This is a genomic window from Raoultibacter phocaeensis (assembly GCF_901411515.1).
Lineage (GTDB): Bacteria > Actinomycetota > Coriobacteriia > Coriobacteriales > Eggerthellaceae > Raoultibacter > Raoultibacter phocaeensis.
In genome coordinates, this window is sequence record NZ_CABDUX010000002.1 from 534,953 (window position 1) to 560,998 (window position 26,046).

Consider the following 26,046-nt stretch of genomic DNA (forward strand, 5'->3'; position numbering starts at 1 on the left):
TCTGTTTCGCCGAGGTCCCGAACAGGCACGATGACCACAGCTTTTCGAGACGGCCAAAACGGCGCGCGAAGTCGCGCCAGAAATCATCCATTTGGGACGATTTTGGCGCGAGCGACTAGCATCCGCGAACTCTGCTTGCACGCGAAACGGACCATTTCTGGCCAATTGTCTCGGCTGTCCCACGTTTCTCCCGCCGCAACCCAAGCGCCCGAAAGCACGCACCTTCTTGACCTGGACGTATGGATTTCGAAGCAAAGCCGTGGGCTGCACGCTGGGCTTTCTGCGGCTTTTTTTGTGGGACAGCCGAGACAATTGGCCAGAACGAGGCCCTCCCGCGTGCAAGCTCCCGCCGTCGGACCGATTACGGCCCGCACGGTGCACGACGGCATCCGGCGCTTGAGCGCCAGTTGGGCGCACGCCGATCGGTTGTACTTCGCCCCAGCACCGCACTCTTCTCCCAACGGCGCTCATTGGAGCCCTGCGCGGTGCTTGTGGCTCCGCTTGGGGTTTATCCCCATGGTTGCATGGGTTTTGCGCTATTGTTTTGTACGATAATTTTGAATGCCAAGAAAAGCAGTTGACGGCGACGTAACGTCATCACGTATCGTTCAGTGCTGTCCGAGGTCGCACGACCGGTTCCATAGACGAGATTTCGAGGCGGACGCGGGCGTCCGCTGCCAGTAGGAGAACAGATGACCGATCCGGAATATCTGACGGTAGGAGAGCTTGCGCGCCGCGTGGGGGTTACCGTACGCACGATCCAATACTACGACCAACAGGGTCTGCTTTCGCCATCGGCGAAGGGCCCGCAGAATCAGCGCTTGTATACCGAAGAGAACGTACAAGATCTGTACCGTATTCTGACTCTGAAATACGTGGGACTTTCCCTTTCGGAGATCAAATCCGATGCAGGTTTTTTCCGCGACTCATCGACGTTTCATGCCCTTGCTGATGAGAAGATGGACGGTATTGAAGAAGATTTCCAGCGCCTGTTCAAGCGCCTTACGACGATGCGCGCTCTGCTCGAGGCATCCAACGAGCCCGGTGCGGTCGATTGGAAGGGAATGGCCGAAACCATCGAGAACGGCCAGGACGACAGCCAGTTTTTCTGGAGGCTCACCTGCATCAACGAGAGCGGTCTCACCGAGGCGAACGAAGAGGACAAGGCGCTGCGCGGCCAATCGGTATCCAAGTGGCACGAGCTCATCGCCGATACCATTCGGCTCATGACTGCGGGCGAACCTTACGATAGCCCGGGCAACCGCGACCTCGCAAGGCGCTACCTCGAGCTCGACCAGTCGCAGCAGACGCTTTCGGCCGATCAGAACTTCATCCTCATGGAGAACATCGCACCGCACGGCCACGGACACGGCCATCACGGGCACCACGGCCACGGCGATGACGGCTCCTTCGACGAGCTGCGCCAATCGGTCTGCGATCATCTCGATGCGGTGGTGGCGGCTTATCAGAAAGACATGGGGGATTCGAGCAGCTAACCGGACGGCTTCGCGATGCACCTGCCGAGCATGCGGCGGGCGGTGTTGTGCGGCCTGTGCCCCTTCGATCAACCGAATACAACGAGAGAAAGGCAACGCATGATCGTGTCATGGATGACCACAAACCAATGCAACCTCAAATGCGTCCATTGCTACCAGGATGCCGAGGAACAGCAGGAGCGCGAGCTGACCACCGAAGAGGGCATGAAGATGATCGACGAGATCGCGCGTGCCGGGTTCAAGATCATGATCTTCTCGGGCGGCGAGCCTCTTTTGCGTCCTGACATCTTCGATCTCGTGGCGCATGCGGCGCACGCCGGACTTCGCCCGGTGTTCGGTACGAACGGTACGCTCATCACCGAAGATATCGCCCGGCGGCTCAAGGAGTGCGGCGCTATGGCCATGGGCATCAGCGTGGACAGCCTCGATCCGGCGAAGCACGACAAGTTCAGGGGCCTGGCCGATGCCTACGATCTCACCATGGCGGGCATCGAGGCATGCAAGAAAGTCGGCCTGCCGTTTCAGCTGCATACGACCGTGGTCGACTGGAACCGCGACGAGGTGTGCGCCATCACCGATTTCGCGCAGGATATCGGAGCCATCGCGCACTACATCTTCTTCCTCATTCCCGTGGGCCGTGGCGTCTACATCCAAGAAACCGGCCTCGAGGTGCTTGAGAACGAAGCGCTGCTCAAGGACATCATGCTCAAATCGGACGAAGTGGCGATCGATGTGAAGCCCACATGCGCTCCGCAATTTACGCGCGTAGCGCAGCAGCTCGGCGTGGAAACTCGCTTCTCGCGAGGCTGTTTGGCTGGGCTCACGTACTGCGTGATCGGCTCGGAGGGCATCGTGCGGCCCTGCGCGTATATGACCGAAGAAGCAGGCGATGTGCGCGAGACGCCTTTCGATGAGATATGGAAGTCGAGCCCCGTGTTCGAGCGCCTTCGCACCGAAGAGTACAGCGGCGCGTGCGGAACCTGCGATTACAAACAGGGTTGCGGCGGGTGCAGGGCGCGCGCGGCCTACTACCACGACGGCGACATCATGGCCCAGGACGAGTATTGCGCCCACGGGCAGAAGCTTGATGCCGCCTCGTAGAGCATCGCGCGACGAAGCGGCGAGGCGCTTGGCGTCCAAGGTTTTCGGGCTTGCGCCCGAAGCGCCTTCACGTGGACCGCATACGGCGTTCGACGTGCCGCAAGCAACGGAAACACCCATCGAGAACAAGGAGAAGATACCCATGGAAACATCGAAACGAACCTTCAAGCTGCTCCTCGCAGGTATGGCGGCGGCGTTTGCCCTGTGTCTCGGCGCACTCGCCCTTGTCGGCTGCTCGCAAGGGACTGAGGCCGCCGATGCTGCTGGCGAGACCCAGGACAACGCCCCTGCCGCCCCTGCTGCGTACACCTTCACCGACGATCTCGGCAACGAGGTTACGGTCGATAATCCCGAGCGCGTCGTTGCCTGCATGGGCAGCTTCGCGAATACGTGGGAGCTTGCGGGCGGTACGCTCGTAGGTGCTTCCGACGATGCGTTCACAAGCTACGAGATCGCCTCGCCCGATGTGGCGAAGGTCGGCGATTTCTCGACGCTCAACCTCGAATCGATCATCGCGCTCGAGCCTGATTTCGTGATCATGACGGGTGCCTCGACCGGTAGGGACGGCATGGCGAGCCAGGTCGACCTCAAAGAGAGCCTCGAGGCTTCGGGCATCGCTGTGGCCTACTTCAACGTGACGACGTTCGAGGATTACCTGCGCATGCTGCGCACCTGCTGCGACATCACCGGTCGCGACGATCTGTACGAGGAAAACGGCCAAGCTGCGGCCGACAAGGTCGAAGCAGTCAAGGCATCGGTGCCCGAGGGGGAGGCCCCGAGCGTGCTTCTCATGACCACGTACTCGGGCGGTACGCGCGTGCAGAATTCCTCCACCATGACCGGCATCATGCTCTCCGAACTTGGCGGCAAGAACCTCGCTGACGAAAACCAGAGCCTGCTCAAGGATTTCAGTTTCGAATCGGTGATCGAGCTCAATCCGGATGTCATCCTTGTAGTGCCCATGGGCAACGACGAAGCCGCAGCCGAAAAGGCCCTGCAAGAACAGACCGAGCAGAATCCCGCATGGTCGACGCTCAGTGCCGTCGAGAACGGCCGCTACCATATGCTCTCACCGAATCTGTTCCAGTACAAGCCTAACAACAACTGGGCGGAAAGCTACCAGACGCTCTACGAATATCTGTACCAGTAGGATTGCGACGAGATGAAGGGCACTCCGACTAAGCGAGCCATACGGCTTACCGTCTCGATCACGGTTGTCTGCTTGATCGCGCTCACTGTGTGCGCCTTCCTCGTCGGCGCCTCGTCGGTGAGCCTCGGCGATCTTGTCGCCTGGGCCACCGGGGGCGAGGTAAGCGATGCGGCGAAGAGCATCCTCGTGAACGTGCGGTTGCCCCGCGTGCTCGCGGCGCTCCTCTCGGGCGCGGCGCTTGCGGTATCGGGTGCGATCATCCAGGCGGTGCTCGACAATCCGCTCGCAAGCCCTAACATCATCGGAATCAACTCGGGAGCGGGGCTCGCGGTATTGCTCGCGGCCTCGTTCTTCCCGGGGATGCTGTGGCTTCCGCCGCTGGCCGCGTTCGCCGGAGCGCTCGTGACCGCGCTCATCATATTCGGCATCTCGCTCGGGGCGAACACCTCGCGGTTGACGGTGGTGCTTGCCGGCATCGCCATCACCTCGGTGTTTGGCGCGGGTATGAATACGATTCTCATCGTGAACCCCGATGCGTACGTGGGCTCGGCGACGTTTCTCGTGGGCGGGTTGTCGGGTGTGCTCGTGAAAGACATCGTGTGGCCCGCCTGCTACATCGCCTGCGGACTCGTGCTCGCATTCCTGACTTCGGGAAAACTCAATATCATGGCGCTCGGAGACCAGACGGCCCATTCGCTCGGGATGAACGTAGGCGCGGTGCGCCTCGGGATGCTCGGGCTCGCTGCCGTGCTTGCGGGTGCGGCGGTGAGCTTCGCCGGACTGCTCGGATTCGTCGGGCTCATCGTGCCGCATCTCATCCGATTCTTCGTGGGCCACGACAATCGGATCGTTCTGCCGCTTTCGGCGGCCATGGGCGCGGCGTTCGTGGTGTTGTGCGATATGTGCGCGCGGGTGCTGTTTGCGCCCTACGAGGTGCCGGTGGGCATTCTCATGGCGTTTGTGGGCGGGCCGTTCTTCATCTACCTCATCCTCAAGAACCGCAAAGGAGGCATCGGTGGAGGCGATTAGGAAAGACGCTGCCTGCGGGCCTTCGTGCTTCGCCGAAGTGGGGGCGTGCGAAGCGATAGTCATTGACGATGTTTCTTTCTCCTACGGTAAGGAGCCGTTCATCGAAGGATTGTCGGCCGCATTCTCGTCGGGTGCGATCACGAGCATCGTTGGCCCGAACGGATGCGGCAAATCGACGCTCGTGAAGCTCGTCGATGGGATCAACTGCCCATCGCGCGGGCGTGTGCTCATCGGCGGCGTACCCACGCTTTCGATGGGCGGTAAGGAACGGGCGCGCAAAGTTGCTGTGCTCGCGCAGGCTTCGAGGCCTCCAGCCATGAGCGTCGAAGCGCTCGTCGCATGCGGACGCTACCCCTACCAGGCGCACAGCGGCAGACTCGGCGACGAGGACCGCGAACACGTGGAGCGCGCAATGGAGCTTGCGGGCGTCGAGCGCTTTCGCAACCATGATCTGCGCAGGCTTTCGGGCGGCGAGCGTCAGCGGGCGTTCATCGCCATGACGCTCGCTCAGGATACCGGCATCATCGTGCTCGACGAGCCGACTACGTATCTGGATATCGGGGCCTGCCACGAGACCATGGAGCTCGTGCGCCGCCTCAATGCCGAAATGGGAAAAACCGTCGTCATGGTTATCCACGACCTCGATTTGGCGCTGCGCTACTCCGATGAGCTTATGGTTATGGAGCGGGGCCGACGCACGTTTTCGGGATCGGTCGAGGCCGTGCTGGAATCGGGCGCGATCGAGCATGCCTTCGGCGTGCACATCCATTCCGTCGCCTGCGAGCACGGAAGGTCGTACAGTCTGTATCCGTCGTAGAACCGGGTTTCACCGTTTCGGGAATTCGAATCCCTCGAGTGCACGGTTCAGGAACTCGTTGAACGGGCGCATGGCGCGAAAGCTCTCGAGCAACCGCGCGCGAAGAGCATCGCCGTCTGCAACTACGTCGTCGGGTACGGCTTCCTCGACAGCCCAGCACTTGCATTTGAGGTACTCGGCGGCGGGGTTTTCCGCATCGAAGCCCTGCGGCACGCGTTTGAGCGGCATGCCGACGAACGAGAAGCGCCGTTTGAACGCATCGTCCTCGACGATGGCGAGAAATGCTTCAGGCTGCTCGGCGATAGCGTTGCGCACCATCTTCGTCGCGTCCTTGAAGTTAGGTGCGAACAGGCCGCCGCCTGCAAACGAGCTGCCGGGTGCGATGCTGATGAAGTACCCGACGGGAATGGGCATGCGCCCTGCCTGCGAGATGTGCGCTCGAAACACCGGGTTGTACGGGGCCTTGTTTTGGCTGAACCGCGTGTCGCGGTTGATGCGAAACACGAGGTCCTTCGCTTCGAGGTGCGCGAGCGAAGGATCGAGTGCGGAGAGGTCGTCGATGCACGCCTGCACAAAGTCAAGAAAGTCTGCTTGCGCCTGTTTCTTCTGAGGTTCGTGGGCGTGCATCCATTCGAGACTGTTGTTGTCTCGCACATCGGAGAGGAAGGCGAGGATGTTCTCAGTCGACATAAGCCACCTCCTTGCCCGTGTTGACCACGGTGCCGAAACTCTGCGTTTTCATGCAGGCGGCAAGGAGCTTTTTGGTGCGAGGCGTCGAGCGGTACGCCGGCAGCTCGTCGAACAAACACGCGTATCCGTCGAGCTCGTCCATGGCGTCGATGAACGCGTCTTCGGCGGATTCGGCTTCGGTGAGCGCCGTGTACTCGAGGTTGTTCGGGGTGAGGCGGTGTGTAGCGATGGCGAAGTTCACGCGGCGCTCGCACGAGCAGGCGTCGGAGCCGCCGTGCTGGCAGTAGGCTGCGAGGAACTCGGCAACCGTTTTTCGGGCGCGCGAAAGCCGCTGGCGATACGCCTCGGGCGTGATGCCGAGGATGTCGGCGGCGGTTGAGCTGTTCGCCTTGAACATCGTCCCGAGCACATAGGCGCAGCGGGCGTCAGCATCGAGGCACTGGAGCATGACGTTGGTGCATGAGAGCTTGAGTTCGCGTGCAAGCAGGCTCGTATCGACGCCTTCGGTGAGATCGGGCACCTCGAGCGCGCGCTTGTCGCAGATGTCGGCCCCGTACATCTCGAAGCTGAACGGCGCGTGTGCGAATTGGTGCGTGCGGCAGTCCTTCAAGTGGTTTACGGCGATGCGGTACACCCAGGTGGAAAATGCGCTTTCTTTTCGGAAGGTCGAGAGGTGCGTCATGATCTTCACAGCGATTTCCTGCGTGGCGTCCTCCGCGTCGCAGATGGTGCCGAGAAAGCGGAGCGAGAGGTTGAACACGAGGTCGTTTACGCTTTCGAGCAGCGCTTCGAGCGCGGTTTGATCCCCGGCGATCGCCTGGTCGACCAGCGATGCCTGCTCCTCGGGTGTCAGTTTAGTCGGTGTCATGTGCCTGCCTTTCTTGCGGACGTGCATGCCCGCTCCTTCTGTCGCATCGGACGCGCCATGCGGATTTTTCGTTACAGGTAATTAGACGGGCGCTCGCGCTTTCTGTGACACAGAATATCAGGAAATTTCACCGAAGGCTCATCGGGGGCAGGCGGTAGCCTGACAGGAACATCTGATGGACACGATGGATCGCCGAGAGCATCGGGTGGGGTACGGTAGCCCTCCGGGAGGCGCGGGCTGGACAGAGGACGCCCGCCGAGAAGCGCGATCCCCGCTGGCGCGCTCGGAGGCCGCATCGGCGGGTGGGCGGCGGGAGGCGTGGCGTACGCGGATGGTGATTTGGCGGCGGAAGGCTGCACAAAGCCCAAAAATCGCCGTCGTGAAGCGTTCGGCGGGCCTCAAAGCGTCGACGGGACGCGTAAGCGGAAGGCCGTCGCATGTGCCGAGGAACCGACGAGCCGGTGAACAGGGGTTATCGTTTCCAAGAAGTCTGCTTGCATCGGTAATACATTACGAAGCTCTTCACAGCGGCGATTTTTGGGCTTTCGGGGGCTCCGCCGCTCAATACTGGCGCGACTGGCATGGCACCTGACGGCCATCTGGCGCATCAGTGCTCCGAGCGGGCGCATGACGATTCTGGTTTAACAGCGAAGCTCGGGGTTGGCTCCAGAAGGTCGATGCCAGTATTTCCGGGGAGTGACGCCATGAAGGTGGAACCAGGGGTAGGTTACGGAAAATCGGCGTCGGGAGTTCATGTCGGAGGCTGACGCCACGAGACTGGCACGAGAAGCCGTACCGGGAAAAGAACCTGAGTGGGCCGATAAGCCGGGTTCTGTCGTTGGACGATCATTTATCTGAGACGCCTGTCGCCATGCGCCTTAAGCACGCAACCCGAACGCACGGAAGGGCAGCCGTATCGCGTTCCTATTTGCGCTTGCTCCAGATGGGGTTTACCAAGCCGCGCCGTTGCCGACGCGCTGGTGCGCTCTTACCGCACCGTTTCAGCTTTTCTCCCGCCTCCGCGCGCCGAAGCGCGTTTTCGCGGGGGAGTCTTCTTTTCTGTGGCACTGATCCGTCGGGTCGCCCCGCCCAGCCGTTAGCTGGCATCTTGCCCTTGGGAGCCCGGACTTTCCTCACACCAGGTGCGCGATCGTCTGGCCCACTCAGGTATGGTATTCTACCAAATCATCGATGAGAACGAAGGCAGGAACACATGAACAGCACCGCTTTGCGCTTCCGATTTGCAACCGTTGACGATATCGAAGGCATCCTCGAGATGATCCGCAGGCTCGCCGCCTACGAGCACGCCGAAGACGAGGTGAAGGCCACGCCGGAGATTCTGAGAACCTGGATGTTCGAGAAGCGGGCGGCGGAAACGGTTGTGGTCGAAGCGCCTGATAAAGGTATCGTCGGGATAGCGGTGTTCTTCCAGAACTTCTCGACGTGGACGGGTACGGGCGGGATGTACCTTGAGGATCTCTACCTCGACGAGGCGTATCGCGGGGCAGGCACGGGCAGGGCGCTTATGGCGCACCTTGCCGGCATCTGCAAAGAGCGCGGGTGGGTGCGCCTCGATTGGGCGTGTCTCGACTGGAACGAGCCGAGCCTTGCGTTTTACGAGCGCATCGGCGCCGAGCGTATGGACGAATGGGTGCATCATCGGCTTTCGGGCGCCGCGCTCGACGCGCTCGCGGGGGAGGCCTTTGCCACCTGCGCCGATACGCTTCCCGGGGAGCCCTTTGCTGGAAGCGCCGAAGCGCTCGCTCGGGAGGCGCACTAATGGGCGCCTGCGCGCTCGTGGGGGCGGTCGAGTTCAACGCCGAGCACTTTTCGGCGCAGCGCTTCGACGCGGTGATCGCTGTCGATGCGGGCTATGCCCATCTTGAGAAGATTAAAGTCGAACCCGATCTCGTCGTGGGCGATTTCGACTCGCTCGGGTATGTGCCTGATCATCCCCGTATCGAAACGCATCCGTCGCATAAGGATGCAAGCGACATCGAGCTCGCGATGCAGCGCGCCGCCGAACTCGGGTTCGATACCCTTGTTGTATACGGCTGCCTCTCGGGGCGGCTCGACCACACCTACGGCACGCTGCAGCTGCTCGCGCGGTTCGCTCGTCGCGGCTTGCGCGCGTTTGCGGTGGGGGATACGTTTGCCGTGTGCGCCCTTGAGGGGGGAGCGTACAACGCCCTCGAATTCGATGCGGTGGAAGCGGGCACGCTCTCGGCGTTCGCTGTTTCTGATACCGTGCGCGGTGTCGATGAGATCGGGCTCGAATACCCGCTCGATAAGGCGGTGCTCGTCAACGATGAACCGCTCGGCGTATCGAACGAGTTCATCGGAAAACCGGTGAAGGTTGCTATCGAAGAGGGCACGCTGCTCGTGTTCTTCCCCCTGCACGCGTGGAATTCGATGCGCTCCACTGTGTGAGGCCATCCTTCATGAAGCGGCATTCGCCTTACTGGTAGGGCGTGGGAAATATCTCCAGCAGCTTCTTCTGGTTGCGGATCAGCTCGATGAACGATTGCTCGTCGGGCGTGAGGTGGCCTTTGGTGTGCGTGAGGATGCTGAGCGGGCGCGTGAAGGAGCAGTCTTTTACGCGCAGCGCTACGAGCTGCCCGAGCCTGCATTCTTCCTGGACGGTGAGGATGGAGATGATGGCGATGCCCATGCCGCATCGAACCGCCTGCTTGATCGCCTGCGTGCTGCCGAGCTCAAGTCTGATGTTCAGATCCGCGTAATTGAACCCGTTGCGCGCGAATGCGAGCTCCATGACTTTTCGCGTGCCCGATCCCTGTTCGCGGGTTATGAGCCGTTCCGTCGTGAGCTCCTCGAAGCCGATGGTTTCGGCTTCGCACCAGGGGTGTTCGATGGGGACGATGACCACGAGCTCGTCATGCCAAAACGTTTCGACGGTGAAATTCGGCTCCTTGGGAACCGGGCCTTCGATGAGCGCGACGTGGAGCTTGCGGTCGAGCACATCGCGTGCAAGCACCTCGGTGTCTGCGATCTTCGCGTCGATGCCGGTATCTCCCTGATCGCTGCAGTACTCGCGCACGATGAAGGGAAGCAGGTATTCGCCGATGGTGAACGTTGCTCCGACATGGATGTCGCCGCTGTGGCAACTGGAGGTTTGGGCAATCGCCTCGCGCGCCTCGAATGTAAGCTGGATGATCTCTTCGACGTAGTGGTAGAACACCTCCCCGCATTCGGTGAGTTTGACTCCACGGTTCGTGCGGTCGAAAAACTGCACCCCGTATTCCTTCTCGAGGTTCTGGATCTGAATGCTGACACTCGGTTGGCTCATGTGCAGGCGCTGCGATGTCCGGGTTATGTTGCCCGTAGACACGACGTCTTTGAACACTATCAGCTCTTCTAACGAGCTCATGTCGACCTCCCCCTTGCGTCCTTCTCGGATAGGACCTCGACCGGCGACATGCTCCGATATATCAAAAGTATACGTACCTACAGGGGAAATGTGCTATAGCGATACGCGAGGGCTCGATACGATATTTTAATAGCCGAAGTTCGTTCGGTGCTGGTGCCGCTCGTACACGATACCAGCTTGCACGCTCCAAAGCGAGCATTCCAAGAAAAATGCTGGTCGTTTGCTAGAGTTTTCTTCGGTTTTGCGCGCCGCCGCCGCGCTCTGTTTTGAGATAGCGCCTCAGGGCATACTCTTTCTTTATGCCATGATCGTAAATCAGAATTTTACACCCCGCTTCCCGTGCTTTAGCGTAATGGGCGTACCGGATCGAGAAATTGACGAGGGGCTTTCTTCCGGACCTGAGACGCAAGGGGGCGTTTGTATGGTGGTCGACATGGTTGTATCCGTATTCATCCTGCTCGCTATGATCGGTTTTTTCGCACTCTCGCTGAGAAAAGCATGGAAGTTCGCGCACATGCAGATCCATGCGCGGCTCGACTTGTATCCCGTGCCGAAAGAAGGCGCGGGGCGCGCGGAATACGGCGGTTCCTACCTTGAAGAGCAAGAGTGGTGGACCAAGCCGCGCAAGATCGATCGCATCCACGAGACGACCGAGATTCTCAAGGAAATGATCTTCATCAAGAAGCTGTTCGAGAACCATCGGAGCCTCTGGTGGGCGTCGTATGCGCTCCATCTGGGCATCTACGTCATGCTCGGCTGGTCGGTTCTGCTTTTGATCAGCGTGTTCTGGCATCCTGCTGCTTTCGTGCTCGTCGTGGAGATCATCGGCGCTGTTGGGTTCGCTTTGAGCACGGCCGGCTGTCTGCTTCTTCTCGTACGGCGCACGACCGATAGGGTTTTGGAAAAGTACACGACGCCGCAAGAGTACTTCAACATCGTACTTTTGCTCACCGTGCTTTTGACCGGCGCCTACTCGTGGTTCTTCGAGGCGTCGCCGTTTGTCGTCGCCACCCAGGTGATCACGCTGAGCGCGCACGACCTGCCGCCGATCGTTTTGGTGCACCTCGTGCTGCTCGGCATCATGTTTCTCTACATCCCCCTCAGCAAAATGAGCCATTACGTGGGGAAGTTCTTCACGTACCACAAGGTCCTGTGGGATAACGACCCCAACGTGGCGGACAGCGCGGTAGCGCGCAAGTTCGAAAAAGCCGCAGCTCAGCCTCCGAAGACTGGGTGGTCGTCCTCGCAGGCGCGAAGCGCTTCGCCCGATACGTCCGAAACATCGAAAGGATAGGCGCCATGGCATCCTCGTACAAAACGGTGAGGACCACCGACATTTCGAAGAAAGACGGGTTGTTGAGCGGACTCGACACCTTGGCGACGCTGCCCGCGCCCTACGATACCAACGGACTCGAACCCGATTTCAAGGCACCGAAGCCGGAGTGGGCCGAGACGAACTGTTGCTCGCTCGACGGCGTGGTGGCCCTCGATGTCATGAAGCGGCCCCAGTCCAAAGAGGAAGAGGACGAGCTTATCCGAAAATTCCTCGCGGGTCTCGAAAAACTGTTCCTCGATGCGAACAACCGGTACCTCCAGCCGCTTACCTTGACGATGGATTACTGTGCCAAGTGCAACACCTGCTCGGAAGCGTGCCATATCTTCCAGGCTACGAGTGGCGACGAGATATACCGCCCGATTTTCCGCGTCGACGTGCTGCGCAAGCTGTACAAGCGCTACTTTACGCCGAGCGGAAAGCTGCTCAAAGGCTTCGCGGGTGCGGACATCGATCTCAACTGGGAGACGATCGCGCGCCTCGGCGAGCTCGCCTACCGCTGCAACCTGTGCCGCCGGTGCGCGCAGGTGTGTCCTTTAGGACTCGATAACGGCATGATGGCCCGCGAAATTCGCAAGATATTCAGCCAGGAGATGGGCATCGCGCCGACGCCGGTGCACACGAAGGGAACCCAGCTCCAGCTCAAAGTCGGGTCGACCACGGGTCTGTCGAAGGCGGCCTTGCTCGATACGCTCGAGTTCATCGAGGAGGATATCGAGGAGCAGACGGGGCGCAAGATCACATTCCCGATCGACAAGAAGGGCGCCGACGTGCTTTTGATGCACAACGCGGGCGAGTTCTTGGCGTGGCCCGAAAACCCCGCTGCGTTCGCAATCCTGCTCGACGAGGCGGGCATCGATTGGACGCTCAGCTCCGACATGCTCGGCTACGACAGCGTGAACTACGGCATCTGGTACGACGACGTGCAGGCTAAAAACGTTGCCATGGGGCAGTTCGAGGCGGCGAAGAAACTCGGCGTGAACAGGATCGTCATCGGGGAGTGCGGCCATGCCCACAAAGCGTCGATCGTGGGAGCCGACCGCATGGCCGATGCCGAACACCGCATACCCGTCGAGAGCTTTTTGCCGATGATGGCCGATCTGGTGAAGAACGGGCGGCTCAAGTTCGATCCGTCGAAGAACGATTTTCCCGTCACGCTGCACGATCCGTGCAATATGGTCAGGCAGATGGGCATCGTGAAGCCGCAACGCGAAATCCTCAAGGCGATCTGCCCGCAGTTCCGCGAGATGACGCCGCACGGAGTCGACAACTACTGCTGTGGAGGCGGCAGCGGATTTGCGATCATGAACTCGTACAACTTCGGCGATTTCCGCGACAAAGTGAGCGCACGCGTCAAGTTCGCGCAGATCATCAACGCGTTTCCCGACGAATTCGAGAACCCCGACATCGTGAAGTACGTATGCGCCCCGTGCTCCAACTGCAAGGGCACCATTCGCGACATCCTCAAGGTGTACAAGGCAACCGCCACCTACAACGTGCAGTACGGCGGCATCGTCGAGCTGATGGTGAACGGGCTTGCGAGCATGGATCGGCCGTACTTCGATTTCCTTTCCCTTCAGTAGGTGTTGACCGTCGGCGCGGGCGCGAACACCCGGGCCGGCATGCGGGCTTCGCGTTGCTGAAACGGGGAATGAGGAGGCATGAACGTGCACACCATTGTAGTGGGATTGAACATCAAGCGCGCTCCGATCGAGGTTTTGGAACAGTTGAGCGTGCACCATTCGCTCAACGCCTTGTGCGTGCAGGATCTGAAGGCTGCGGCCGGCTTGAGCGGCGCGGTCGTACTGAGCACCTGCAATCGGCTCGAGTTTTACGGTACCTGCGCCGATGTCGATGCGGGGATAGCCGCGATGAGCGATTTTCTGCTTGGGAAGGATGAAGGCGCAGATGCTGCGGAAGAAGCACGGCTTTTGAGCCTCGTCTATGCGTTTGCGGACGACCAGGCGGTCAGGCACCTGTTCGAAGTGGTGACCGGACTCGATTCCCTCATCGTGGGCGAGGCCGAGATCGCGGGCCAGGTTTCGAGGGCCTACCGCGCCGCCTGCAACGCGCATGCGACCGACAAGCTCGTCAACGTGCTGTTTCAGCGGGCGCTTTCGCTCGGCAAGAAGGTCCGTTCCGAAACCAGGATCAGCCGCTACTCCACCTCCATTGGACGCATTGCCGTCGATCTGGCCGTGCGCGAGCTCGGGGGCATCGCCGACAAGCGCGTGCTGATACTCGGTGCGGGGGAGATGAGCGAGCTTACGATGAAGTACCTCGTCGCGCAAAACGTGTCGGTCGTCATGGTGTCGAACCGCTCGCTCGACAAGGCGCAGCGACTCGCAGCCCAGTACGGCTTCGACGCGTATCCGATCGACGAGTTGCGCTCGTGCCTCGATGCGGCGGATGTGGTGTTCTCGGCCACGGCGGCCAAGGATTACCTCATCGATGCACCCACGGTCGCATCGGTGATGCGTGAGCGGCCCGCGAGGCCCCTTATCTGCATCGACATGGCCGTACCGCGCGATATCGATCCTGAGGTGCGCGTTTTGGAGAACGTAAGCTGCTTCGACATCAACGAGCTGCGCGACGTGGCGAAGGGCCATGAACGGCATCGCATGCTCGCCGCGAACAAGGCATCGCAGCTCATCGACGAGGCGCTTGCCGATTTCAATCGGTGGCAGCACTCGCTCGAATACATTCCCACGATCGAAGCGCTGTATAGGCAGGCCGAGCGGATCAAAGCAGAGAAGCTCGACAAAGCGCTCGGCAAGCTCCACGGCCTCACGCCCGCCCAGCTGCACACCGTGCAGGTCATGGCCTCGTCGATAGCGAACCAGCTCGTACACGAGCCGGTCGCCTCGTTGAACGCAATGGCAGGAACCGAGAAGAGCCGCGCGTATGCCGAGGTGCTCCAAGAGCTCTTCCATCTCGAACCGAATCCGGAAACCTCCGGTAAAGACCGAAGCGTTGCGACTGCGAGCAAGGACAGCCTATGAACGCCCTGACGATAGGAACGAGAAAAAGCGAACTTGCCCGGTGGCAGGCGGAATGGGTGAAGGAGCGCCTGCACGAGAGCTTTCCGCACAAAGACATCGAGCTCGCGCTGATGGACACCGAGGGAGATCGAGACCTCGAGAGGCCCCTGCCGCTGGTAGATGGCAAAGGGGTCTTCACGGCTGAGATCGAGTGCGGCCTGCAAGACGGTAGCATCGACATTGCGGTGCACAGCTTGAAAGATCTTCCGACCGTGCTGCCCGAGGGCTTCGAAATCGGCGCGTACTGTACGCGGCAGGATCCGCGCGACGTGTTCTTGGGCAAAGGTGGCCTTTCGCTTTCGAAGCTGCCCCGCGGCTCCCGCATCGGAACGTCGAGCTTGCGCAGGGCGGCGCAGGTGCACCGCTACCGCCCTGACATCGAGTGCGTGAACATCCGGGGAAACCTTGCTACGCGCTGGAGAAAACTGAACGAGCAGGACGATCTTGCGGGGATCATCCTGGCTGCAGCGGGCGTGATCAGGCTTGGATGGGAAGAGCGGATCACCGAGTATCTGCCCTACGACATCATGATGCCCGCGGCGGGCCAGGGCGTCATCGCCGTGGAATACGCCTCGCATCGCGACGACGTAGCGTCGATCGTGCGTGCGGTGAACGACGATGACTCGGAGCGTGCTGCGCGCGCTGAGCGCATGTTTCTCAAGGAGCTCGAGGGCGGCTGCCAGGTGCCGATCGGCGCGCTCGCCACCTGCGAAGGCGGCGAGATAACGCTAACGGGTATGGTGTGCAGCCTGGACGGGCTGACCATGGTCCGCGTAAAGCAAACGGGTACCGTACCCGAGCACGTCGGCTATGACGCCGCCCAAGTCGCCCTTGAGCGCGGAGCCGAGTCGATCCTTCAAGCGGAGGTGTCCGATGCAGTGCGCTGAACGCGACGGCAATAGCGGCTTTGTCTACCTCGTCGGAGCAGGCCCCGGAGATCCCAGCCTGCTCACACTCAAAGGCAAAGAGGCCATCGGCAAGGCCGACGTCCTCGTGTACGATCGACTCGTATCCGAGCGGTTGCTGGATTTCGCTAAGCCTGGCTGCGAGTTCGTGTACGTGGGCAAGCATCCAACGAACCATGCGGTGCCCCAACACGCCATCAACGAGCTCCTTGTCGAGAAGGCTCAAACCGGAGCGGTTGTGGTGCGGCTCAAGGGCGGCGACCCGTTCGTGTTCGGCAGGGGAGGCGAAGAAGCCGATGCCCTGCGCGAACACGGCATTCCATTCGCCATCGTACCCGGCGTCACGTCGGCTATAGCAGCACCCGCGTATGCGGGCATTCCCGTGACGCATCGCAGCGCCGCCTCGTCGTTCACCGTCATCACCGGACACGAACATGCCGATAAAGACGAGTCGTCGATCCCCTGGGAGCAGGTGGCGAACCTGCGCGGAACGCTCGTGTTTCTGATGGGCATGGACAACCTGCCCCTCATCGTCGGCAAGCTGCTTGAGCATGGGATGGACGGCGCTACGCCGGCAGCGGTCGTGCACCGCGGAACCTGGGCTTGCCAGAAAACCGTGTGCGCCACGCTGGCGAGCATCGAAGATAAGGTTGCCGAGCAGGGCATCGAGAATCCCTCGGTGATCGTAGTCGGCCAGGTTGCCGCGTTGCACGAACGCCTCGGGTGGTTCGAGGAACGGCCGCTTTTCGGCAAGACCGTCATCGTGACGCGCGCCCGCCATCAGCTATCCGCGCTTGCGGCCAAGCTCGAAGAGCTCGGCGCGCAGGTGATCGAATGCCCGCTCATCGAGATCACGCCGCCGAGCGATCCTCATGCGCTTGGCGATGCCGTCGAAAATATCGGCAGGTACCGCTGGCTCGTGTTTACCAGCGCGAACGGCGTCGACGCGTTCTTCGCCGAAGCCCGCGCTCAGGGAAAAGACGCGCGTATCTTATCAGGCCTGGACATCGCGGTCATCGGGACGGGAACGGAGGCTGCGCTTGCGCGCTTCGGCATCACGCAGGTCATGGTACCCGAAGAGTTCTGTGCCGAGGGGCTCGTCGCGCTTCTTGCACCCAAGGTGAACGCGGGCGAGCGTGTGCTCGTCGCTCGCGCCGAAGCGGCGCGGGACGTGCTGGTGAGCATGCTCCAAGCGCAGGGCGCCGACGTCGATGACGTTGCCGCCTATGCGACGCGCGAGGCACGCGGATGCGGCGAGGCGCTTGTGCGTGCGCTGCAAAGCGAAACGGTCGACGCCATCACGTTCACCAGCTCCTCGACGGTGCGCAGCCTCGTCGGATGCTTAGGTGCGGATGCAGCGCTCATCGAAGACGCGGCCCTGTTCTCGATCGGTCCGATAACGAGCCAAACCATGCGCGATTTCGGCCTCGAGCCGCGCGGTCAAGCGAGTACGTACACGATCGACGGTTTGGTGGAAGCGATCGTTGCGTCGTTGGGAGGAGTGCGATGAACCTGAGAAAACGTCCGCGCCGATTGCGCGAAACCGCGGCGATCCGCGCCATGGTCAGAGAGAACCGTCTGTGCGTCGACGATCTGATCTATCCGCTGTTCGTATGCGCAGGCGAGAACAAGACCGAACCGGTGTCGTCGATGCCCGGCGTCTATCACTATTCGATCGACCGTTTGGGGCTGGTGCTCGACGAGGTAATCGCCAAAGGCGTGCCGGCGATTCTTCTGTTCGGACTGCCCGAATCGAAGGACGGCGCGGGTTCGCAGGCGTACGCCGAAGACGGCATCGTGCAGCAGGCCATCGCGCTGGCGAAGAAACGGCATCCGCAGCTCGTGGTGATCAGCGACGTCTGCTTGTGCGAATACACCGACCACGGCCACTGCGGCCTTGTCGAAGGCACGCGCGTCCTCAACGATCAGACAGTGCAGCTGCTTGCGAAAACCGCAGTATCCCATGCGAAGGCGGGGGCCGATATGGTAGCGCCCTCCGACATGATGGACGGACGCGTCGGCGCGATCAGGGATGCGCTCGATGCAGCGGGGTTCACGCAGGTGGCCGTCATGTCGTACGCGGCGAAGTTCGCCTCGTCGTTCTACGGGCCGTTTCGGGAGGCGGCCGATTCCAAGCCGCAGTTCGGCGATCGGAAAACCTATCAGATGGACCCGGCGAACGGCGACGAGGCGCTCAAGGAAGCGCTGCTCGACGTCGACGAGGGCGCCGACATCATCATCGTGAAGCCGGCCCTTGCGTTCGGCGACGTCGTATACCGCACGAAGCGGGCGTGCGGCGTGCCCGTTGCCGCGTACTGCGTAAGCGGCGAATACGCCATGATCAAGGCGGCGAGCGAGCGAGGCTGGATTGACGAGCGCCAAGCGGTCATGGAGGCGTTGGTGGGATGCAAGCGTGCCGGAGCCGACATGGTCATCACCTACCACGCGCTCGAAGTGGCCGCATGGCTTGCCGAGCCGGCCGATCCGACCTATGCGGTTGACCCAGGCGATCCGGGTGACCCGGCCTGTGTGGCAGACCTGGGCGATCCGACCCGTGCGGCCGGTCCGCGCGCAGGCGAATAGGAGGCTTGCATGTTCGATACCGCAAAAAGCGAGCAGGCATTTGCCCGGGCGTCGAAAGTCATTCCCGGAGCAGTGAACTCCCCGGTGCGCGCAGCGCGTGCAGTCGGCCGAACGCCGGTGTTTCTGGAATCGGGTTCGGGGCCGTACGTCTGGGATGCAGACGGAAACCGCTACATCGACTACGTCGGTTCGTGGGGGCCTCTCATCTGCGGCCACGCGCATCCTGCCGTAGTCGAAGCCGTGTGCGAAGCGGCATCTCGGGGAACCTCGTTCGGCGCTCCCACCGAGGCTGAAACGGTTTTGGCCGAAGAGATCGCAAAAGCGAACCGCTCGGTCGATAGGGTGCGTCTGGTCAATTCCGGCACCGAGGCTGCAATGAGCGCGATTCGCCTTGCGCGCGGCGCAACCGGACGCGACTCCATTATCAAATTCGAAGGCTGCTACCACGGCCACGCCGATTCGCTTTTGGTGAAGGCGGGCAGCGGCGCTTTGACGCTCGGCGTGCCGAGTTCGAGCGGCGTTCCGCAGGCGCTCGTCGAGAAGACCCTCGTTGCGGATTACAACGACGCGGACAGCGTACGCGCCCTGTTCGAAGAGCACGAAGGTTCGATTGCCGCGGTCATCGTGGAGCCGGTTGCGGGCAACATGGGAGTCGTTGCGCCCGCCCCGGGATTTCTCGCCGAGCTGCGTTCGATCACGCGCGAGCACGACAGCCTGCTCATCTTCGACGAGGTGATGACCGGCTTTCGCGTGGCGTACGGCGGCGCGTCGGCCCTGTACGGGATCGACCCCGATCTGACCTGCTTCGGCAAGGTCATCGGCGGGGGCCTGCCGCTTGCCGCATTCGGCGGCAGGGCCGATCTCATGGAGCAGCTCGCCCCGCTCGGCCCGGTGTATCAGGCAGGCACCCTCTCGGGAAACCCCCTTGCGGTCGCCTGCGGCCTCGCGACGCTCCGGCTTCTGCAAGAACCGGGAACCTACGAGCATCTTTGCGCGCATACATCGGCTTTGGCCTGCGGCATCCGCGACATAGCGGATCGCTTCGGCGTGCCGTTGCGCGTCAATTGCGAGGGAGCCATGTTCTCGGTCTTCTTCACCGAGCACGAGGTGGTGGATTACCGAAGCGCCTGCGCCGCCGATGCCGATACCTACGCCCGCTACTACCGAGCGATGCTCGAAGCGGGGGTGTATCTGGCACCGAGCCAGTTCGAAGCGGCATTCGTTTCGACAGCGCATTCCGAACGCGATATAGCGTACACGCTCGAGCGCATCGAGCACGTCGTGGCCGCCTTGCAGCGATAGCCGCGTCAGGTGCCCTTGCGGCAAAGATAGACGGAACCGACCGGAAAGGAGGTGATCGTAATGTTTATGGTGACCTTAGACGAGGAACTCTGCACCGGGTGCGGCTCGTGTGCCGATGGCTGCCCTGCGCACATTCTGGGATTCGACGGGGAGAAAGCCTCCATCGTGGGCGATCAGTGCGAGTGCATGGGCTGTGAAGCCTGCGCGACCGTATGCCCGGCAGGCGCTTTCACCGTGACCGAGCTGTAGCAGGCGAGCTCCAACGTAAACAACAGGAGGAAATTATGGCGGAAAAGAGAGAAACCCCCCAGTTGGACGAGCTGGAAAAAGGCCCTTGGCCAAGCTTCGTAACCGAAATCAAGCGCGCGGGCGAGAAGAACCCCATGGCCGACGACCTGCTGGGGTTGCTCGAGCGCAGCTATGAGGAGAAGGTGGGCCACTGGAAGCACGGCGGCATCGTAGGCGTGAAGGGCTACGGCGGCGGCGTCATCGGCCGCTACACCGACCTGCCCGAGGAGTTCCCCCACATCAGCGAATTCCACACCGTGCGCATCAACCAGCCGAGCGGCTGGTTCTACACGACCGACGCGCTGCGCGACATCTGCGACATTTGGGAGGAGCGCGGCTCGGGGCTTACGAACATGCACGGCTCGACGGGCGACATCATCCTGCTCGGTACACACACCGATCAGCTGCAACCCATTTTCGACGACATCAGCGACAAGGGCTTCGACCTCGGTGGATCGGGATCGGACCTCCGCTCTCCGAGCTGCTGCGTGGGCCCCGGCCGCTGCGAGCACGCGTGCTACGACACGCTCGATATGTGCTTCGACATCACCAACGAGTACCAAGACGAACTGCATCGTCCCATGTGGCCCTACAAGTTCAAGATCAAGATGTCGGGATGCGCGAACGACTGCGTGGCCGCTGCCGCCCGCGCCGACTGTTCGGTCATCGGCACGTGGCGCGATACGATCGAAATCGATCAGGACGAAGTGAAGAAGTACGCCCAAGAAGGCCTCGATATCCAGATGGACGTGTGCCACAAGTGCCCGACGCACTGCCTCACCTACGATAAGGATACCCAAGAGCTCACCGTGCGCGGCGAGGACTGCTCCCGCTGCATGCACTGCATCAACGTCATGGGCAAAGCGATCAAACAGGGCAGGGAAAAAGGCGCGACCATCATGATCGGCGCGAAGTCGACCATCGTGAAATCGGCGTTCATGTCGTGGGTCGTCGTCCCGTTCATGAAGATGGAACCGCCCTATACCGAGTTCAAGGATCTGATGAACCGCATCTGGGATTGGTGGGACGAGAACGGCAAGACGCGCGAGCGCATCGGCGAGCTCATCTACCGTGTGGGCATGGGCGAGTTCCTACGCGGTGTCGGACTGCCTCCCGTGCCCCAGATGGTGTACCGTCCCCGTGCCAATCCGTACGTGTTCTGGCAGGAAGACGAAATCGAGAAGTAGCAAGCCGCCGTTTGGGCAAGGCCGTGCATCGGCTGCGCGATCGGGGCGCCGTGCTTCGAAGAGCGCTTCGCTGATGTGCGTGAACCATACTGTTTCCGATCAAAATGAGGTGATTTAACAATGCCAAAGATTGACAATGGACCTCCGGACTACCGTACGTATTTGCCTCCTATCATCAAGGACAACTACGGTAAGTGGGACTATCACGAGTCCCCCCGTCCGGGCGTGCTCAAGCACGTGGGTCCGGCCGGTGCGCTCTACAGCATCCGCGTCGGCTCCCCCCGCCTTGTCAGCATCGATTTCATCCGCGACGCGTGCGCTCTTGCAGACGAGTACTGTGACGGATACCTGCGTTTCACGAGCCGCAACAACATAGAGTTCCTCGTATCCGACGAAGCCAAGGTCGATCCGCTGATCGAAGCCTGCGAGAAGATCGGGCTGCCCGTCGGCGGCACCGGCGCCTCCATCAGCAACATCGTCCACACACAGGGTTGGGTGCACTGCCATACGCCGGCAACCGACGCCTCGGGCATCACGAAGGCGGTCATGGACGACCTGTTCGAGTACTTCAAGCGCGACGATCTGCCCAACAAGCTGAGGATAGCCATGGCATGCTGCCTCAACATGTGCGGCGCCGCTCACGTAAGCGATATCGCGCTCGTCGGCGTGCACCGCACGGTGCCGAGGATCAACCACGAGGTAATCCGCAAAGGCACGGAGATCCCGACGCTCGTCGCCTGCTGCCCGACGGCGGCGATCCGCCCCGATCCCAAGAACAAGAGCGTGACGATCGTCGAAGAGCGCTGCATGTACTGCGGCAACTGCTACACGATGTCGCCCGGCATGGAGATCATGGACGCCAAGAACGACGGCGTTGCCATCCTCATCGGCGGCAAGGTGGCCAACGCCCGCAGCAACCCGAGCTTCTCACGCATGGTCATCCCGTTTTTGCCCAACAACCCGCCGCGCTGGCCGGAGGTTACCGACGCCGTGCGCAAGATCATCGACCTGTGGATCGCAAACGCGCGCAAAGGGGAGCGCCTCGGCGAATGGATCGAGCGTATCGGGTGGGAGCGTTTCTTCGATATGGCGGAGATTCCCTTTACCGATAAGCATATCGACGATTACATCTTCTCGCGCGAAACGTTCAGAACGTCGGCAGCGTTCAAGTACTGACAACCTCAATCCATGCCGTCTGCCCTTGCTAAGAACACCGGCATGGATTGAGCAACGGTAACCGGCTTCCTTGGTTACCGTTGCTCGCGGGGTAGTGGTGGGGACCCATTGACGAAACACTATTCAAAGCAATGAGCAGGGGAGAATAAACTATGTCAACCAACAATACCAAGACAAACGGCGGGGGGCTGAAGAGCCTCTATCTCAAGGAAGACTGGTGGGCCGTATGGATCGGCCTCGGAACCGTGATCATCGCCTTGCTGCTATGGCAGTTCGGCGGTTCGCTGAAGGCCATCACCGTATCGTTCAAAGGATACGAGAACTTCGCCGACATGCCCGCGATGGTGGCACCGCTGCTTCCGGGCCTGCTGGTTTTGTACGTGATTATGGCCATCGTCTTCTGCATCGCCATGGCGATCATGAAGAAGAAGGTCACCCACTTCTTGGCGGGTTTCACAGTGCTCTACATCATGGCCATCATCGTCCAGATCCTCGGGGCGTGGGAAGTCGCCAAGACGCTTAACCTCGAGGCGCCGGTCATGGCGCTCATCGTGGGTATCATACTCGGAAACTTCTTGAAGATCCCCGCATGGTTCGAAGCGGGCATGCGCACCGAGTTCTACGTCAAGACCGGCATCGTGCTCATGGGTGCGACGCTTCCGTTCACGCTCATCCTCCAGTCGGGCCCCATGGCCCTTCTGCAGGCCACGGTGGTAGCCGTATCGACGTTTCTCGTGATCTATTTCGCGGGTACGAAGCTCTTCAAGCTCGAGAAGCCGTTCGCTGCCACCTTGGGCGCTGGCGGCTCCATCTGCGGCGTTTCCGCATCGATCGCCATCGGCAGCTCGGTCAACGCCAAGAAAGACCACGTGTCCGTCGCCATCTCCATGGTGGTTATCTGGGCCACGGTCATGGTCTTTCTGCTTCCTATCGTCTGCCGCGCGCTCGGCCTGTCCGACGGTGCCTCCGGCGCCTTCATCGGAACTTCCGAGTTCGCCGATGCCGCCGGTATCGCTGCGGCTGCCCAGTTCGGCGACGGGGCCATTACGACGTTTACGCTCATGAAGGTTGTCGGCCGCGATATCTTCGTCGGCATCTGGGCGTTCATCCTGGCCATCATCTCCGTGACGCTGTGGGAACGTAAAGCGGCTACCGCCGACGGCACGCGCCAGAAGCCCTCTGCGGGCGTTATCTGGGAGCGTTTCCCGAAGTTCGTGGTCGGCTTCTTCATCGCCTCCATCATCGTGACGCTTGTGAACATCGGCGCTTCGCCCGAGGTGGTTTCCTCCATCGAATCGTCAGTCATCTCGCCGGTTAAGAACCTCCGCGGCTGGGCCTTCGTGCTGTGCTTCCTCTGCATCGGCCTGACCACGCGCTTCAAAGACCTCGCCGCAACCGGCTGGAAGCCCTTCGCGGCGTTCACCATCGGCGTTGTGGTCAACGTGGCGCTCGGCTTCTTGTTCTCCGTGTTCATCCTGAACGACTACTGGACGGCCGTAGGGATGTAGTGTCATGGATGCAGCGGCACCGGTTAAGGAAACCTGCATTCAAAGCGCATGCTTCTTCCTGCCGTTCTTCGAGTCGGGAGAATGGCGGAGAAGGGGAAAGTCGCCTTGGAAGACGCTTAAGAAAGCAACGGTGGTTCCGGATACGCTTCGGTCGCTTGCCGCATACACGCAGGAGCGCATCGCGCGCAGCGCTGACGGCATGGAGTTTCTCATGAGCATCCATCACGACTGGGAGGTCACCGTCAAGAAGGACGGCGTTTGGATGGAAACCGAAACGATGCTGTACGAAGATATCCTGCCCAAACTCAAAGAAGCAGGCTTTTCTGAGGACGACTACGTGCTGTACAGCGAGTACACCCGCAAATGGGGCATGCTGTAAGCGAAGTCCGATACGGCGCACGTGCAGGCGGTCCCGCGGAAGCGGGGCTGCCTGCAGCCGTTGTCCTGGTGCATGGAAGCGGCGCGAGCGAAACGGGGTTGTGTGGAGACCATTACGAAAGAGGCCGTTCGCGCGCTTGTCGAAGCGGGCGGCGAAGAGAAGCTCGTCGAGCTGTTCGACGAAGATCCGAGCCGGATCAGGCGGTTTCTGACGCGCCTTTGCTACGAGCGCGACGAGGTCTGTCGGCTGCGTGCCATCGAGTGCTTCGCGCTGCTTTCACGCGAGCGCGCCGATGCGCTGCCCGCGTTCTTCACCGAGATCATTCGCCGCTGCCTGTGGGAGATGAACGAGGAGGGCGGAAACGTGGCCTGGTCGGCCCCTGAGATCGCCGGGGCGGTGATAGCGGGCTCACCCGACCGGTTCGGAGCCTATTTCTCGTACGTGGCCTGCGCGGCGCTCGACGAGCCGACGTTCGGCCCCAGCCTGATTGCGGCGTACGATCGGGTTTGCCAGGCGAAACCTTCGGTTGTGCAGGACTTCGAGGAGTCGGTGCGCGCGCTGTGCGAACGCCTTTAGCTGTGGGGTTTGGTTGACGGTGCGCACTGCGCGAACGCGTTTAGCCGCGCGGTTCGGTTTCGCGCAGCGCCTCGGAAAGCAGGCTCTCGAACAGCGCGCGGGCGGCTTCTTGCTCGCCAGCGCTCACCAGCGCGAACATGCGGCTGTCGGCCACCTGCTGCCAGAACCGAGCGCGTGCGCCCTCGTCGGGAAGCGCCTCGATGACGCGGCTTCTTTGCGCCTGCAACGCGTCGAGGTAGCCCTCGTAGCCTTCGGGTATGCGCTCTTCGAGTTCGGCGCGGAGGCGGCGGGCGGTAAGGGGGCTTGCGCCCTCGGTCGAGACGGCTACCGAGAGCTTGCCGCGCCTCATGACCGAAGGAAGAAAGAACGTGCACAGCTCGGGGCGGTCGGCTACGTTGACCATCAGGTGCTTGCCTGCGGCATCGCGGTACACGCGCGCGTTAGCCGCCTCGTCGTCGGTTGCGACGAAGACGATGTCGGCACCTTGAAGGTCGGTGGGTGTATAGGCGCGAGGCCGCCATTCTATACGGCGCTCGCATGCGAGCGCATGCAGGGTTTCGGTGAGCTCGGGCGATACCACGGCAATGGAAGCACCGCAGGGTACAAGCCCCTCGACTTTGCGCGTTGCAACAGCGCCTCCCCCCACAACGAGCGCCGTGCGGCCTTCCAGTACAAGCGAAACGGGGTAGGTTTGCAACATGGCGACTCCTGCTCTGCGCGGATGGCGACGGGTGCGTGGCACCTTGGCGGCGAGCGGCGAGGCTAAGGGGTGCGCCAAGTGCCGCAGCCTGTGCAACCCAGTATATGACCAGGCGATCCCCTCAGTCATCGCCTTTCGTAATGCTTTGATGAATTCATTTTATTTTACAGGCGGAATCCAGGGTGATTAACTGGTAGTCACGTGTACGGGCCGAAGGCTCGCGCTGGGATGCCCTCGGACTCGCGTCCAATTCAAGGAGGAGACCGCAATGGAAAAAGGTGCTGCAGATCCTGCCATCAAGCAAAAAGTTCTCGACTATCTTGACACCGTTGAAAAAGCGAAGAGCAAAGAGATCGCCAAAGCGATTTCGGAGGACAAATCGGCTGTCGATTTGGCTGTGAAGGAGCTCGCCTTCGAGGACAAGGTCGAATACCTCTACATCACTACCACGTTCATCGCCCTCAAAGGCAAAGTCGCCCCGCCGCAGTAAGGCGGATTCGAGCCGAAAGCACTGAACTCAACCGCTCCT

General features: G+C 61.2%; 25 protein-coding genes and 1 other RNA gene. 21 read left to right on the forward strand and 5 right to left on the reverse strand.

What is annotated here, in order from left to right; genetic code table 11:
- Positions 1–692 precede the first annotated feature (692 nt).
- The 5 genes from FJE54_RS10095 (at position 693) to FJE54_RS10115 (ending at position 5,593) form a co-directional block, all read left to right on the forward strand.
- Positions 693–1,496, forward strand: coding sequence for a MerR family transcriptional regulator (locus FJE54_RS10095; RefSeq protein ID WP_139652660.1), 804 nt, complete (start codon positions 693–695; stop codon positions 1,494–1,496).
- A 99-nt stretch (positions 1,497–1,595) separates the two neighbouring features.
- Positions 1,596–2,597 carry a putative heme d1 biosynthesis radical SAM protein NirJ2 gene (nirJ2, locus tag FJE54_RS10100; protein ID WP_139652661.1) on the forward strand — a complete coding sequence of 334 codons (1,002 nt, stop codon included), beginning with the start codon at positions 1,596–1,598 and terminating at the stop codon, positions 2,595–2,597.
- 142 nt (positions 2,598–2,739) lie between these two features.
- Positions 2,740–3,747, forward strand: coding sequence for an ABC transporter substrate-binding protein (locus FJE54_RS10105; protein WP_255467351.1), 1,008 nt, complete (start codon positions 2,740–2,742; stop codon positions 3,745–3,747).
- A gap of 12 nt (positions 3,748–3,759) precedes the next feature.
- Positions 3,760–4,776, forward strand: a complete 1,017-nt coding sequence (locus tag FJE54_RS10110; RefSeq protein WP_139652662.1) for a FecCD family ABC transporter permease — start codon at positions 3,760–3,762, stop codon at positions 4,774–4,776.
- Complete coding sequence (locus FJE54_RS10115) at positions 4,763–5,593, forward strand: ABC transporter ATP-binding protein (RefSeq protein WP_255467353.1); 831 nt, start codon at positions 4,763–4,765, stop codon at positions 5,591–5,593. Before FJE54_RS10110 ends, FJE54_RS10115 begins: the two co-directional genes overlap by 14 nt.
- Positions 5,594–5,602: 9 nt before the next feature.
- On the opposite strand, the gene FJE54_RS10120 is transcribed toward FJE54_RS10115, so the two are convergent.
- From FJE54_RS10120 to rnpB, 3 genes are all read right to left on the reverse strand, one after another.
- The gene (locus FJE54_RS10120; RefSeq protein ID WP_139652663.1) at positions 5,603–6,283 is read right to left on the reverse strand and encodes a DUF2461 domain-containing protein; all 681 of its coding nucleotides are present in this window, start codon (positions 6,281–6,283) and stop codon (positions 5,603–5,605) included.
- A complete protein-coding gene (locus FJE54_RS10125; protein ID WP_139652664.1) occupies positions 6,273–7,151 on the reverse strand; it encodes an RNA polymerase sigma factor in 879 nt (292 codons plus the stop codon). The genes FJE54_RS10120 and FJE54_RS10125 overlap by 11 nt, the downstream gene beginning before the upstream one ends.
- Positions 7,152–7,956: 805 nt before the next feature.
- Positions 7,957–8,317: RNase P RNA component class A (rnpB, locus tag FJE54_RS10130), an RNA gene on the reverse strand.
- 47 nt (positions 8,318–8,364) lie between these two features.
- Here rnpB and FJE54_RS10135 point away from each other — a divergent pair.
- A complete protein-coding gene (locus FJE54_RS10135) occupies positions 8,365–8,931 on the forward strand; it encodes a GNAT family N-acetyltransferase (RefSeq protein WP_139652665.1) in 567 nt (188 codons plus the stop codon).
- Complete coding sequence (locus tag FJE54_RS10140) at positions 8,931–9,581, forward strand: thiamine diphosphokinase (protein WP_139652666.1); 651 nt, start codon at positions 8,931–8,933, stop codon at positions 9,579–9,581. The genes FJE54_RS10135 and FJE54_RS10140 overlap by 1 nt, the downstream gene beginning before the upstream one ends.
- Positions 9,582–9,609: 28 nt before the next feature.
- Here FJE54_RS10140 and FJE54_RS10145 read toward each other — a convergent pair whose 3' ends face one another.
- Positions 9,610–10,539, reverse strand: a complete 930-nt coding sequence (locus FJE54_RS10145; RefSeq protein ID WP_139652667.1) for a LysR family transcriptional regulator — start codon at positions 10,537–10,539, stop codon at positions 9,610–9,612.
- A 421-nt stretch (positions 10,540–10,960) separates the two neighbouring features.
- On the opposite strand from FJE54_RS10145, the gene FJE54_RS10150 reads away from it, so the two are divergent.
- The 13 genes from FJE54_RS10150 to FJE54_RS10210 all read left to right on the forward strand — a co-directional run bounded on the left by FJE54_RS10150 (position 10,961) and on the right by FJE54_RS10210 (position 24,817).
- Positions 10,961–11,833 (forward strand): respiratory nitrate reductase subunit gamma, encoded by an 873-nt coding sequence (locus tag FJE54_RS10150; protein ID WP_180326689.1) that lies wholly within the window; start codon positions 10,961–10,963, stop codon positions 11,831–11,833.
- A gap of 5 nt (positions 11,834–11,838) precedes the next feature.
- Positions 11,839–13,455, forward strand: a complete 1,617-nt coding sequence (locus FJE54_RS10155) for a (Fe-S)-binding protein (RefSeq protein WP_139652669.1) — start codon at positions 11,839–11,841, stop codon at positions 13,453–13,455.
- A gap of 84 nt (positions 13,456–13,539) precedes the next feature.
- Positions 13,540–14,874 carry a glutamyl-tRNA reductase gene (hemA, locus tag FJE54_RS10160; protein ID WP_180326690.1) on the forward strand — a complete coding sequence of 445 codons (1,335 nt, stop codon included), beginning with the start codon at positions 13,540–13,542 and terminating at the stop codon, positions 14,872–14,874.
- Positions 14,871–15,800, forward strand: a complete 930-nt coding sequence (hemC, locus tag FJE54_RS10165) for a hydroxymethylbilane synthase (RefSeq protein WP_139652671.1) — start codon at positions 14,871–14,873, stop codon at positions 15,798–15,800. The genes hemA and hemC overlap by 4 nt, the downstream gene beginning before the upstream one ends.
- Positions 15,787–17,328: a uroporphyrinogen-III C-methyltransferase gene (cobA, locus tag FJE54_RS10170; RefSeq protein ID WP_139652672.1), complete on the forward strand. Its 1,542-nt coding sequence runs from the start codon at positions 15,787–15,789 to the stop codon at positions 17,326–17,328. The genes hemC and cobA overlap by 14 nt, the downstream gene beginning before the upstream one ends.
- On the forward strand, positions 17,325–18,401 hold the full coding sequence (hemB, locus tag FJE54_RS10175; RefSeq protein ID WP_139652673.1) for a porphobilinogen synthase: 1,077 nt from the start codon (positions 17,325–17,327) through the stop codon (positions 18,399–18,401). Before cobA ends, hemB begins: the two co-directional genes overlap by 4 nt.
- 9 nt (positions 18,402–18,410) lie before the next feature.
- Complete coding sequence (gene hemL, locus FJE54_RS10180) at positions 18,411–19,703, forward strand: glutamate-1-semialdehyde 2,1-aminomutase (protein WP_139652674.1); 1,293 nt, start codon at positions 18,411–18,413, stop codon at positions 19,701–19,703.
- Positions 19,704–19,763: 60 nt separating this feature from the next.
- The gene (locus FJE54_RS10185; RefSeq protein WP_139652675.1) at positions 19,764–19,952 is read left to right on the forward strand and encodes a 4Fe-4S binding protein; all 189 of its coding nucleotides are present in this window, start codon (positions 19,764–19,766) and stop codon (positions 19,950–19,952) included.
- A 35-nt stretch (positions 19,953–19,987) separates the two neighbouring features.
- On the forward strand, positions 19,988–21,178 hold the full coding sequence (dsrA, locus tag FJE54_RS10190) for a dissimilatory-type sulfite reductase subunit alpha (RefSeq protein ID WP_139652676.1): 1,191 nt from the start codon (positions 19,988–19,990) through the stop codon (positions 21,176–21,178).
- Positions 21,179–21,298: 120 nt separating this feature from the next.
- Positions 21,299–22,354 (forward strand): dissimilatory-type sulfite reductase subunit beta, encoded by a 1,056-nt coding sequence (gene dsrB / locus FJE54_RS10195; protein ID WP_139652677.1) that lies wholly within the window; start codon positions 21,299–21,301, stop codon positions 22,352–22,354.
- 152 nt (positions 22,355–22,506) lie between these two features.
- Positions 22,507–23,862: a YeiH family protein gene (locus FJE54_RS10200; RefSeq protein WP_139652678.1), complete on the forward strand. Its 1,356-nt coding sequence runs from the start codon at positions 22,507–22,509 to the stop codon at positions 23,860–23,862.
- 4 nt (positions 23,863–23,866) lie between these two features.
- Complete coding sequence (locus tag FJE54_RS10205; protein ID WP_139652679.1) at positions 23,867–24,241, forward strand: hypothetical protein; 375 nt, start codon at positions 23,867–23,869, stop codon at positions 24,239–24,241.
- Between the two features lie 102 nt (positions 24,242–24,343).
- Positions 24,344–24,817 (forward strand): DVU0298 family protein, encoded by a 474-nt coding sequence (locus FJE54_RS10210; RefSeq protein ID WP_139652680.1) that lies wholly within the window; start codon positions 24,344–24,346, stop codon positions 24,815–24,817.
- Between the two features lie 40 nt (positions 24,818–24,857).
- On the opposite strand, the gene FJE54_RS10215 is transcribed toward FJE54_RS10210, so the two are convergent.
- Positions 24,858–25,517 (reverse strand): precorrin-2 dehydrogenase/sirohydrochlorin ferrochelatase family protein, encoded by a 660-nt coding sequence (locus tag FJE54_RS10215; protein ID WP_180326691.1) that lies wholly within the window; start codon positions 25,515–25,517, stop codon positions 24,858–24,860.
- Between the two features lie 268 nt (positions 25,518–25,785).
- On the opposite strand from FJE54_RS10215, the gene FJE54_RS10220 reads away from it, so the two are divergent.
- The gene (locus tag FJE54_RS10220) at positions 25,786–26,007 is read left to right on the forward strand and encodes a hypothetical protein (protein WP_139652682.1); all 222 of its coding nucleotides are present in this window, start codon (positions 25,786–25,788) and stop codon (positions 26,005–26,007) included.
- Positions 26,008–26,046: the final 39 nt, after the last annotated feature.

Excerpts from the sequence above, each read along its gene's own strand:
- FJE54_RS10095 (WP_139652660.1), top strand. The coding sequence starts at position 693 with ATGACCGATCCGGAATATCTGACGGTAGGAGAGCTTGCGCGCCGCGTG.
- nirJ2 (WP_139652661.1), top strand. The coding sequence starts at position 1,596 with ATGATCGTGTCATGGATGACCACAAACCAATGCAACCTCAAATGCGTC.
- FJE54_RS10105 (WP_255467351.1), top strand. The coding sequence starts at position 2,740 with ATGGAAACATCGAAACGAACCTTCAAGCTGCTCCTCGCAGGTATGGCG.
- FJE54_RS10110 (WP_139652662.1), top strand. The coding sequence starts at position 3,760 with ATGAAGGGCACTCCGACTAAGCGAGCCATACGGCTTACCGTCTCGATC.
- FJE54_RS10120 (WP_139652663.1), bottom strand. The coding sequence starts at position 6,283 with ATGTCGACTGAGAACATCCTCGCCTTCCTCTCCGATGTGCGAGACAAC.
- FJE54_RS10125 (WP_139652664.1), bottom strand. The coding sequence starts at position 7,151 with ATGACACCGACTAAACTGACACCCGAGGAGCAGGCATCGCTGGTCGAC.
- FJE54_RS10135 (WP_139652665.1), top strand. The coding sequence starts at position 8,365 with ATGAACAGCACCGCTTTGCGCTTCCGATTTGCAACCGTTGACGATATC.
- FJE54_RS10140 (WP_139652666.1), top strand. The coding sequence starts at position 8,931 with ATGGGCGCCTGCGCGCTCGTGGGGGCGGTCGAGTTCAACGCCGAGCAC.
- FJE54_RS10145 (WP_139652667.1), bottom strand. The coding sequence starts at position 10,539 with ATGAGCTCGTTAGAAGAGCTGATAGTGTTCAAAGACGTCGTGTCTACG.
- FJE54_RS10150 (WP_180326689.1), top strand. The coding sequence starts at position 10,961 with ATGGTGGTCGACATGGTTGTATCCGTATTCATCCTGCTCGCTATGATC.
- FJE54_RS10155 (WP_139652669.1), top strand. The coding sequence starts at position 11,839 with ATGGCATCCTCGTACAAAACGGTGAGGACCACCGACATTTCGAAGAAA.
- hemC (WP_139652671.1), top strand. The coding sequence starts at position 14,871 with ATGAACGCCCTGACGATAGGAACGAGAAAAAGCGAACTTGCCCGGTGG.
- cobA (WP_139652672.1), top strand. The coding sequence starts at position 15,787 with ATGCAGTGCGCTGAACGCGACGGCAATAGCGGCTTTGTCTACCTCGTC.
- hemB (WP_139652673.1), top strand. The coding sequence starts at position 17,325 with ATGAACCTGAGAAAACGTCCGCGCCGATTGCGCGAAACCGCGGCGATC.
- hemL (WP_139652674.1), top strand. The coding sequence starts at position 18,411 with ATGTTCGATACCGCAAAAAGCGAGCAGGCATTTGCCCGGGCGTCGAAA.
- FJE54_RS10185 (WP_139652675.1), top strand. The coding sequence starts at position 19,764 with ATGTTTATGGTGACCTTAGACGAGGAACTCTGCACCGGGTGCGGCTCG.
- dsrA (WP_139652676.1), top strand. The coding sequence starts at position 19,988 with ATGGCGGAAAAGAGAGAAACCCCCCAGTTGGACGAGCTGGAAAAAGGC.
- dsrB (WP_139652677.1), top strand. The coding sequence starts at position 21,299 with ATGCCAAAGATTGACAATGGACCTCCGGACTACCGTACGTATTTGCCT.
- FJE54_RS10200 (WP_139652678.1), top strand. The coding sequence starts at position 22,507 with ATGTCAACCAACAATACCAAGACAAACGGCGGGGGGCTGAAGAGCCTC.
- FJE54_RS10205 (WP_139652679.1), top strand. The coding sequence starts at position 23,867 with ATGGATGCAGCGGCACCGGTTAAGGAAACCTGCATTCAAAGCGCATGC.
- FJE54_RS10215 (WP_180326691.1), bottom strand. The coding sequence starts at position 25,517 with ATGTTGCAAACCTACCCCGTTTCGCTTGTACTGGAAGGCCGCACGGCG.
- FJE54_RS10220 (WP_139652682.1), top strand. The coding sequence starts at position 25,786 with ATGGAAAAAGGTGCTGCAGATCCTGCCATCAAGCAAAAAGTTCTCGAC.